We start from the raw sequence: 9162 nt of genomic DNA, 5'->3' as shown, positions 1-9162 counted from the left end.
CCTCGGCGTGCTGGATGATCGCCAACCGACGACGGACTTCACGGGGCAGCAGCGGTTCGCTCATGCAGGTCTCCTAGTGCTCGGAGACCCGGACTGTCAACGATGTCCGTCAGTTTTAGAGGCGCACCAACAGTTTCCGCAGGTAGATCGGCGTCTAGCGTGAAGCTTGCAGGTTCGCTCAGGCGTTCGAGCACGCCCTTGTCATCCGCTTGTCGCTGGCGAGACCGCGCCGCATCGCCGTACGCACACTATTGCGGCGGCAGCAATTCGACGACGCCGCGCGAATTCGCTGAAGCGTGCAGTTCCAAAGCGCCCCCGGAAGGCACGCCCGTCGGCACGTCGAATGGCAGCGGCACCGTAGCGGTGCCCCCAGGGCTGACGATCGTTTCCAAGGTCAGCGTCCACAAGGCCGCTACGGGGTCGACGGCATAGACGACGCCGTTAATCCTGAGTTTCTGGTAGGACGCAATAAATACCTCGGGTTGCTTGCCGTTGTTGGTGATCGTCAACGCAACAGTGAGGAATGTGCCCTCGGCCATCGTCTGCAGGAAGGGGACATTGGGGTTGGCGACGGTCTTGGATCGGATCACCGACGTGACCGCAAACGTGACATCGCCATCGGCAATTTGTTGGCCTATTCGTACCGAGGGTTAGGCTGACGCAATTGCTGGCGCGGAGGGCGGAGCCGGAATAACCGGAAAGAATGGAAGCGGAATATCAAGCGCCGGAGGGGGATTCATCGGACGTGGTATCGGTCTGCTCGCGGGGCGAGTCACCGTGACCGTCTGCGCCGGAACCGCGCGCGACGTCTGATCGGCCGATCGGGCGTTGACCGTGGCTATCACGGCGAAGACGATAAGACCCGTGACGACGGCAACTCCGGTCGTGAGGGATTGGCGCGGTGAGCGCCCATGTTTCGGAAGAGGCTCCACGAGGGGCTCGACGGCTGGCTTGATCCCGAACATTCCCCATTGATCGTCACCACTAAGCAGCGCCTGGTGCTGATCGTCTGCACGCGCGCCGATCTCGGCCATTTCTCGGCGGCGTAGCCACCCCGGGCCAATGGCCCTCTTGGCTAGCACGATCAAACCAGCGGTCCAGCCCGTCCGGTCCCAATACCGCTTCCCCTGGGCTCCTGACGAGCCCGGGTGCCAGCCTGAGGAGGTAGGCCTTGCCATTTGACGTGGACGTTACGCCAACAGAACCCTGCGCGAAGGCCTAATAATCGTAGGCAGAAGTCGGCATTACCCCTCTGGTCCGGGCCCGGTCTCAGGACTCGTCCTTGAGGTTGTTAACGCGAGATAAGCGCAGCACCCCATATGCCTACGAACCCGATAATGCCGATGATTATGCCGGCAAGTGCGATCGCGCGGCCGCCTTCACCGGTGTGCTTGATCTGGTTCAGCGCGACGTAGCCGAGGACGGCCCCGACGGCACCCCCGAGACCGATACACAACCACCCAACCAAGGAAAACACCAGTGAATAGATGGCCAGCCGATTGGTGTTATTGAGGCGTGGCGGGCCTACCGCGGATGGCGGCGCCGGCAGATGACCGTAACCGGCCGGCGAAAAGGCACCCCCTGGGGAACCCGGATTCGATGGCGGAAAGCTGAATTCGCCGGGCGGCGGCGGAGCGCTTCTGGGCTGATTGTATTGCTTGTTCGGATCGAAGTCGCCCATCGTCATTCTCATTCTCCTAACTTCCGGTATCGAGTCTCGGATCAAAGTTCTCGGGGCTTGAACTCACGGACTGGCTCAGGCTTCGAAAGCGCTGCGATGGCGACGTCGGCTTGTTTAGTAAGGATCGTTTCCTGTGCGCTGACGCGCTCCGTCATCTGTTTTTTCTGTTCGCTCGGCGGATCATTTTTGATCCTCTCCTGAAAGAGCTTGTTGCTCTCCAGCAATTTCTCCGTCTCCGATTCGATCTTTTTAGCTTCGCTTTCCGCCTGCCGGCCTATGTCGTCAGCCGTGCGATCAGAACGATCGCCAAGTTGGTTGCTGGCCAACTTGCCGCCCTCTCTGACCTTGTCCGCAAGCTGCCGTCCGGCCTCGGCAATCTGGATCTGTGATTCGACGAACGGCCCTCCGAGGTCATTAGCCAGGTCGATGTTCGAAGGGCCATCCGGCGGCGGCCGATCCGGTAGATCGACGGGGTTGTTCCCATCCGAGCCCCGGATTTCAGCTGACAAGTTGGCTTCATACGCGTTGCTTGCGATGCCCGCGTCCATCTCCTGCTACTGCTCGTCACGTTTCTTAATCGCTTCGAGGGGCTGGGCAATCAATTCAGCAATTTCGTTGAGGCCGTCCGCAAGCTCTTTGTTTTCTGCTGCTCTGTCCTCTTTGACAACCTCGCCTTTGGTCACTTGCTGGATCTCCTCCAACCGCTGGGCTTCTCGGGCTATGTCGTTTGTTTCGCATATGGCGAGGAGCGCCGTTTTGTCGTTCCCCCTGTACTCCTGAGTGTGTTGCATCGGATTGCCGTTCAAACGCACATCGGTTTCCAAAACATGTGCCTCGATGTCAGTGAAACCGGCGGCCAGACACATCCCAAAATTGACGGCATCCATCCAGCCGATCGTGGGTTTGCTCATTGCACCCCCTCAAGTTGGACGACTTCGTTTCGGACCAGCATTGGCAGTGCCGCTGTTAGCGTCTCAATACATCGCGGGTGTCCGGGATCGGGGCGAACCGCGTCCAGCGCGTCGCAGGTGATCGAGATGGGACTGACGCCGTCGCATCGCAACAGCACCTCGAAGAGGTAGGCGTTCACCTGTAATTTTGTATTGTTGCGGCCGAGCATTAGGAACGTCGGGCTGACTTCCGTGCCATTGCCCAGGCATTCGCCGATGAGCCGAAGGGCCAGCCGTCCCACCCGGCGCTGTATATCTGGTCCCTCGTCGATGATCAGTTCGGCTTCTTGCAGCGCGCGAACGCGATCGTCGACATCCGGAATGCCTTGGGCGGTCCCCCAAGAAATCAACGTCTCGGCCTGAGGGGCTGCGGCTGTTGCGCGCCATATGCGGTATAGGTCCAAATCGAGACAGACCAACTTGCCGCCAAGTCGAACGATTCCTGAGCACGCTGGAATTCCGTCGAGGCCCAAATTGACCCCTCCCGGAGTGCCAACCGCTAGCAGCCAACCCATTGCTCAGTGTCCTTCGGTGGACTGGCTATGGCGTCGTCTGCGGGTGCACGTCCTGCGGACTGGCTGGCGACGCTGCGTTGATCTGCGCATAGCGGTCACTCCGACGACATAGCCATCCGGCGGGCGAACTCGGGGTTCTGGAAAGCGAAGTCTTTAGAAACCCGAGCCGGCCGAGACCCGTTTGCCAGCACAATCTGCACATCTCGGAACGCCGGACCTGCCAGCTCGTGTGGCTCCACGAGGCGCCGGCGCGAATTATCCTGCAGCGACTCGACATAGCCGATTTCGTCGGAGATCCGTTCCGCCAGTCCGTCAGCCCCGCTTGGGTTCATGTAGATACGGATCGCACACGACCCCAGCATCCCATCGGCATTCTCGTAGGCGGACTTCAACTGGCCCACACTCTGGGCAAACATCCACAGACGAAGCCCGTATTTGCGACCGATGTTGAGCGCCTCGTCCACAGGAGGCATTGTGCGGAGCCGGGGCAGCTCGTCGAGCATGAACAGGATCGGTGGCGAATCACGTGGCGGAACCGGCCCGCCAGTGAGTGTGCGGATGTGCTGACCGATGAATACGCGCAACAACGAGAGGTAAGCCTCGACCTCGTTGGGCCGCATATAGATGTACACGGTCGGATTTGACCCATCCCGAAGGTCGAGCGGGTCCCAATCCGAGCGCTGGGTGGCACGCGAGACCCGCTCGCCGGTCCACGCCGTAAGACTCGAACGCGCGGTCTGCAACACACTGCTCAGCGTCTTCTCGTTCATCGACGACAACGCGGTCGCATGCTGGGTCATCACATGCATATCGGTGGCCATCCGCAGGCCATCGATCATCCTTTCCCAGGGCTCGCCACCGAACAGCACATCAAGAACCTCGTGCATAGGCCGTTGATCGGGCGGGCTCAGGTAACACGCGTTGGCAATCGCCGCGGTCAGAACGGTGCGCGCCTCGTTTTCCCAGAACGGGTCGGAAGCACCGAGCGACGGCACGATCATCATCTCGGCGAGCAGCCGGGAGTCCTCCCACAGATAGTCACGATCGCTGCGCACGAACGTGAGTGGGTTGTATTTGTGACTGTCCTCGGGTTCCAACGGGCTGAACTTGAACACCGGACCGACGTTGGCGGCTCGCCACGCGGCGGTGTGCTCGTAAATGTCACCCGAGATGTCCAGCACTACGGCGGGCCCCGGCCACGACAGCAGGTTGGGGTAGACGTTGCACGCGGTCTTACCTGATCCTGGCGGCGCGATCGTGACTATCGATCCCTCGCCCGAGTAGGTCAGTGGAGTCTTGTCCGACAGTGATCCGATATGGAGGGGGTAGGCGCCTTGCGGGGCGAACGGAGAACTCGCGATGTTACTGCCCCGAATCCAGTTCGCGTCCCCCGAGGACGATGTCTGAGCTGCGAACGGCTCCAGCTGCTGGCGAAGCGTCGGATGGAGGTCAGCGCGTTCGAGGATTTGTTTAAGCTGCTGCTGCAATTGGTTCGCCGTCTGGTCGACCGTCAACTGGTGGTTCTGTATCGCCCACGGGACCGCTGACTGCCCACTGGGTAGCGCGCTGGACTGCACGTACCACGCTGTGCCGGGCTCCTCGGTGCCCTTGCCGTCGCCCCAGATGAGTGCGGTCCGGCACTTTCTGTAGAAATGCTCTCTGCCCTCGTAGACGCTGTTCAGGATTTCTGCCAGCTTGAGATACGTGCGCTCCCGGAAGTCCATCGACGCCAAGCTTCTGCTGACGGTGAAGGACACATAACCGGTGTGGGGGATGTCCTTCACCAGCGGGCCGATTTGGGCGTGAATCGTTTGGTGCCAAGATGCGTCCACGACCAATTTGGCCCACATCGTCGCCGTTCGCTCCGCGAACATCGCCTCGATGCGTTCCACACGGCTGTCGTGGTCAGGTCCGAGCCAAGCCAGCCAATTGGCCATGTAATAGTCGGCCTCCTGCTGGGCTCGTGCAAGATCCCGTCGGACTGAGGCTTCGTTCTGGACTCGCATCATCCGCTCCCGCAGGTTGGCGCTTAGAGGTTGATCGCCAGCACTCGAGCTGGCGCAAACGCCAACTCGAATGTCGCGCACAGTGTACTGACAAACGGAGGTCGAGATCAGGCTTAATTTGAAATTAATTTGACGAATCTGCCGGTCGCGTCACGCTCGCTGAAACAATTGCTATCGCGCGACAGCGACCGCGGTACTGCGAAGGCCCCTCGTATTGCCCCACGGGTTCAATACAGGAAGTAACCGCCCTTGTCGTTGTGAGCGTCGTTGACTAATTCGGTCATCTTCTGCTGCAGCAGAGAGGTGTCCGGAAAGAACCATTTGTCGGATTGCGGGCAGCGCAACGCTGTCCGTTGGGTATCGCCCACCCGTGGCCAGTCTTCTTCCGCCCGGCCGGGAACCGCGATTCGAATTGGTTGATCCGCGGTCTGCTTTATCAGGGTGGCCACGCAGTTACCTTCCGGAGCGAACAGCTCAAGCACGCCAATGCCGGCGGCGGTGGGGGGCGGCTTTGTCATCGGCGTCCCTATCTGTTGTGGTAATCCGGACAGTAGGCGTCAACGGCAGCGCAAACCACTGTGGCGCTCCGCCAAGAGCGGCCGGATATCCTTGCTCCCGATAACACCGGGTTATTTACTGCGCAGTCGCCCGACGGGATCGCGTTGTTCTGTGCGTATCCGACCGACACCCGGGAACCACGGCCGTATCGATAGCGGGCGACATTGACAACTGGGGTGGCCGATCGCACCCGCAGCACCCCGGGGCACGGTGTGTCAGCATGGGGACGTGAACGCACGCCAGTTCGCTTGCTCGCTGGGTGCCGCAGTGATGACAACCTTGGCGACGCTGCTGAACGCACCGCTGCTCATCGCCCCCGCATCCGCTGCTGCATGCCCCGACATCGAGGTGACCTTCGCCCGCGGCACCAACGAGCCGCCCGGCGTTGGTACGGTCGGCCAGCAATTCATCGATGCACTGCGCTCGCAGGTTGGGGGTCGGTCCGTCGGGGTGTATCCCGTCAACTACCCCGCCGGCGAGGATTTCGCCCCGTCAGCGTCCGCCGGCGGCAGCGACATCCACGCTCATGTTCAGTCCGTGGTCGCCAACTGTCCCAACACCAAGCTGGTGCTTGGCGGATATTCCTTGGGCGCCATGGCAATAGACCTGGCGACCATCGCCCGCATGCCGGTTGTCGGATTGATCCCGGATCTACTGACGGCGGACGAGGCTAGTCACGTTGCCGCCGTCGCCACCTTCGGGAATCCGTCGGACAGATATCTGGGGGCTCCCATGAGCGAAGTCAGCCCGTGGTACGGCGCCAAAGCCATCGACCTGTGTGCGCCCGGCGATCCGGTATGCACGCCGGGCGGGGCACTTGCGCTGCCCTCGCATGACGAGCTGTTCTCTGCGGTGCACCTGTCTTATGCGCAGTCCGGGATGCCCGGCCAGGCCGCGAGTTTCGCAGCAAGCCATGTCTGACGCCGCACGGATGACCAGACGTCTTCCACTGCATGCGGCAGATGAGGCAAAATCGCGCTGGTGACGACTCCGCAAGGGCCCCCGGGCGGCGACCCGTCCGAAGGCGGTCGTCCGCCCCGGCCGGGCGGGCCCGCCAATCAGCCGGTCCCCCCACGACCTCAGGGTCCTGGGCGGCCGTCCGAATCGGAGACTCGCCGAATCCCCTTGCGTGACGTTCCGCAGCAGCCACCCGGCGGTAACGCCCCCCGGCAGCCACCGCCCGGCCCCCCGCCGGGTCAGCGACCGCCCCCGCCGCAGCCGCCGGGGCCACCGCAAGGCCGGCCACCGCAACCACCGGGACGGCCACCCCAACAGCCGCCGCCCCCGCCCCCGCCGGGTCGGCCACCGCAACCGCCGCCGAACGTCCAGGCGCATCAGCCCGGCCCCCCACCGCCGCAGCCCGGCCCCCCACCGCCGCAGGAGTGGCCCACCACCCAGCTGTCCACGTCGTCACCGTCGAACGACACACCGCCGACCACCAAGAAGCGAGGCTTTTTCGGCAAGAAGCGGTCCATCGCCTTGATCCTCGGCATCGTGCTGGCCGTCGTGGTCGCCGCTTTGGTCGGCGGCGAGTTCTATGCCCGCAACCAGGCGCGCAGCAGGGTGTCGAGCGCGGTGCAGTGCGAGGTTCAGGACAGCGCGACCGCCTCCTTTGCCACGGCGCCGCTGTTGTGGCAGTTCATCACCAAGCATTACCCCGACATCGCCGTCGAGACCGGGGGCAACCAGGTCCGCGACGCCAAGGGCATGAAAATCAGCATCGACATCCGCAATATGCGGTTGAACCCCGCCAACAACTCCGCGGGCACGATCGAGTCGGTGAAAGGCACCATCACCTGGTCGAAGGACGGCATCAAGCAGTCGATCCAGGACGCCATCCCGATGATCGGCAGTCTGGTCACCGGCGAGGTGACCACCAACCCCAGCGACGGCACCGTTTCGCTGAAGGGCCTGCTAGACAGTGCCACCCTGAAGCCGCAGATCGTGAACAACGGGGTCTCGTTGCAAGTGGTCAGCTTGAGCGCGCTGGGCTCGGATATGTCGACGGACAGCGTGCAAACCCACCTGGACGACCTCACCTCGAAGGCGACCAAGGACTATCCGCTGGGTATCCACGCCGACAGCGTCAAGGTCACCGATAGCGGTATCGAGGCGACGTTCTCTGCCAGCAACGCCACCATCCCGGCCGGCGGCGGCAAGGACGCCTGCTTCGTCAACTACTGGCCACACCGGCAGCCCGTAAACCGTTGTCGGGCAGTATCTTTCCTACTTACGGGCGGCCCGTGCGTTCGCGATGCTTGCACCCCGGCCAGCAGCAAGGCCGGCGCTGCCCTTCTTCGAGCTCTTCTTGGGTCCGGCGAATGCGGCGTTGTCGCGTCGCCTGTTGCTTGGCGTCCTCCACCCAGCAGATGAACTCGTTGCGCGCCAGCGGCGTGATGTCCTGCCATGCGGCCAGTGCGGTCGAATTGCCGATCAGTGCCTCACGCAGGTCCGCGGGCAGCTTGTGCACCACCCCGCCGGCTACTTGGTTGCCGCTCACCCGGTCAGATTAGCCACCGATTACCACCCCAGCGTGTACTGCCACACCAGGCCGTGGTTGCCGTTCGTCATCCGGTCGCACTTCATCATGTGCCAGCAACAGGTCTCTACGAATTTTTAGAACGCGGCCCCCAAGTACCCTTGACCTCGCCCGATGACGTCGCCGACCGCGGAGGTGCCCAATGGCCCAGTCCGATTTCGTCCTGTTCAGCGTGGACAAACGCGTCGCGCTCATCACCGTCAACGACCCCGACCGGCGCAACGCACTGACGGGCGAGAGCTCGGCACAGCTGCGCGCCGCCGTCGAGCGGGCCGAAGCCGATCCCGGCGTGCACGCCGTCGTGGTCACCGGGGCGGGCAAGGCGTTCTGCGCCGGCGCTGACCTGAGTGCCCTGGGCGCTGCGGGTGCCGGAGCCGCAGAGTCGGGACTGCAAAAGCTCTACGACGGCTTCATGGCCGTGGGGAGTTGCACTCTGCCCACCATCGCCGCCGTCAACGGCGCGGCGGTCGGCGCGGGGCTGAACTTGGCGCTGGCCGCTGACGTGCGCATCGCCGGACCCGGCGCACTGTTCGACCCTCGTTTCCAGAAGCTGGGGCTGCACCCCGGCGGCGGCGCGACCTGGATGCTGCAGCGGGCGGTGGGTCCGCAAATCGCTCGCGCGGCCCTGCTGTTCGGCATGCGCTTCGACGCCAAATCCGCGGTCCGGCACGGGTTGGCGCTCAGCGTTGCCGACGATCCCGTCGCCGCGGCATTGGAGCTCGCCGCCGGACCCGCGTCGGCTCCGCGCGAGGTGGTGCTGGCCACCAAGGCCAGCATGCGCGCGACGGCCAGCCCGGGGGCCCTCGACAACGAGCACCACGAATTCGCGATGCGCACCGAGCTAGGGCCGCAGGTGTCCTCGATCCAATCACCGGAATTCGCCGACCGGCTGGCCGCCGCCCGGCGCAAGTAG

The 9162-nt window shown here is 63.2% G+C and carries 11 protein-coding genes and 1 pseudogene; 4 read left to right on the top strand and 8 right to left on the bottom strand.

Going from position 1 to position 9162, the window contains the following annotated elements; translation table 11 throughout:
• Positions 1-248: 248 nt before the first annotated feature.
• Entirely contained in the window at positions 249-638 is a 390-nt protein-coding gene (locus H7K34_RS07585; protein WP_264061260.1) for a DUF4352 domain-containing protein, read from the bottom strand.
• Positions 639-911: 273 nt separating this feature from the next.
• Between H7K34_RS07585 and H7K34_RS07580 the strand changes: the two genes are divergently transcribed.
• Positions 912-1049, top strand: a complete 138-nt coding sequence (locus H7K34_RS07580; protein ID WP_264061237.1) for a hypothetical protein — start codon at positions 912-914, stop codon at positions 1047-1049.
• A 242-nt stretch (positions 1050-1291) separates the two neighbouring features.
• On the opposite strand, the gene H7K34_RS07575 is transcribed toward H7K34_RS07580, so the two are convergent.
• The 6 genes from H7K34_RS07575 to H7K34_RS07550 form a co-directional block, all read right to left on the bottom strand.
• Positions 1292-1687, bottom strand: a complete 396-nt coding sequence (locus H7K34_RS07575) for a DUF4190 domain-containing protein (RefSeq protein ID WP_264061236.1) — start codon at positions 1685-1687, stop codon at positions 1292-1294.
• Positions 1688-1722: 35 nt separating this feature from the next.
• Positions 1723-2229, bottom strand: coding sequence for a hypothetical protein (locus H7K34_RS07570; protein ID WP_264061235.1), 507 nt, complete (start codon positions 2227-2229; stop codon positions 1723-1725).
• A gap of 6 nt (positions 2230-2235) precedes the next feature.
• The gene (locus H7K34_RS07565) at positions 2236-2592 is read right to left on the bottom strand and encodes a hypothetical protein (RefSeq protein WP_264061234.1); all 357 of its coding nucleotides are present in this window, start codon (positions 2590-2592) and stop codon (positions 2236-2238) included.
• Positions 2589-3104 (bottom strand): hypothetical protein, encoded by a 516-nt coding sequence (locus H7K34_RS07560; protein WP_264061231.1) that lies wholly within the window; start codon positions 3102-3104, stop codon positions 2589-2591. The genes H7K34_RS07565 and H7K34_RS07560 overlap by 4 nt, the downstream gene beginning before the upstream one ends.
• A gap of 137 nt (positions 3105-3241) precedes the next feature.
• Positions 3242-5083, bottom strand: coding sequence for a type IV secretory system conjugative DNA transfer family protein (locus H7K34_RS07555; RefSeq protein WP_264061229.1), 1842 nt, complete (start codon positions 5081-5083; stop codon positions 3242-3244).
• A gap of 296 nt (positions 5084-5379) precedes the next feature.
• Positions 5380-5670 carry a hypothetical protein gene (locus H7K34_RS07550; protein ID WP_264061228.1) on the bottom strand — a complete coding sequence of 97 codons (291 nt, stop codon included), beginning with the start codon at positions 5668-5670 and terminating at the stop codon, positions 5380-5382.
• Positions 5671-5938: 268 nt separating this feature from the next.
• Here H7K34_RS07550 and H7K34_RS07545 point away from each other — a divergent pair, with 268 nt between their 5' ends.
• Both H7K34_RS07545 and H7K34_RS26735 read left to right on the top strand, forming a co-directional pair.
• Complete coding sequence (locus H7K34_RS07545) at positions 5939-6631, top strand: cutinase family protein (protein WP_308205438.1); 693 nt, start codon at positions 5939-5941, stop codon at positions 6629-6631.
• A gap of 60 nt (positions 6632-6691) precedes the next feature.
• Positions 6692-7816 (top strand): annotated as a pseudogene (locus H7K34_RS26735) (LmeA family phospholipid-binding protein); the annotation flags it as partial.
• A 124-nt stretch (positions 7817-7940) separates the two neighbouring features.
• On the opposite strand, the gene H7K34_RS07535 reads toward H7K34_RS26735, so the two are convergent.
• The gene (locus H7K34_RS07535; RefSeq protein WP_108924724.1) at positions 7941-8210 is read right to left on the bottom strand and encodes a YdeI/OmpD-associated family protein; all 270 of its coding nucleotides are present in this window, start codon (positions 8208-8210) and stop codon (positions 7941-7943) included.
• 181 nt (positions 8211-8391) lie between these two features.
• Here H7K34_RS07535 and H7K34_RS07530 point away from each other — a divergent pair, with 181 nt between their 5' ends.
• On the top strand, positions 8392-9162 hold the full coding sequence (locus H7K34_RS07530; RefSeq protein WP_264061227.1) for an enoyl-CoA hydratase: 771 nt from the start codon (positions 8392-8394) through the stop codon (positions 9160-9162).

The sequence above is a fragment of the Mycobacterium montefiorense genome (assembly GCF_025823255.1).
GTDB classification, from domain to species: domain Bacteria; phylum Actinomycetota; class Actinomycetes; order Mycobacteriales; family Mycobacteriaceae; genus Mycobacterium; species Mycobacterium montefiorense.
This window is presented reverse-complemented; position numbering and strand designations above follow the sequence as displayed.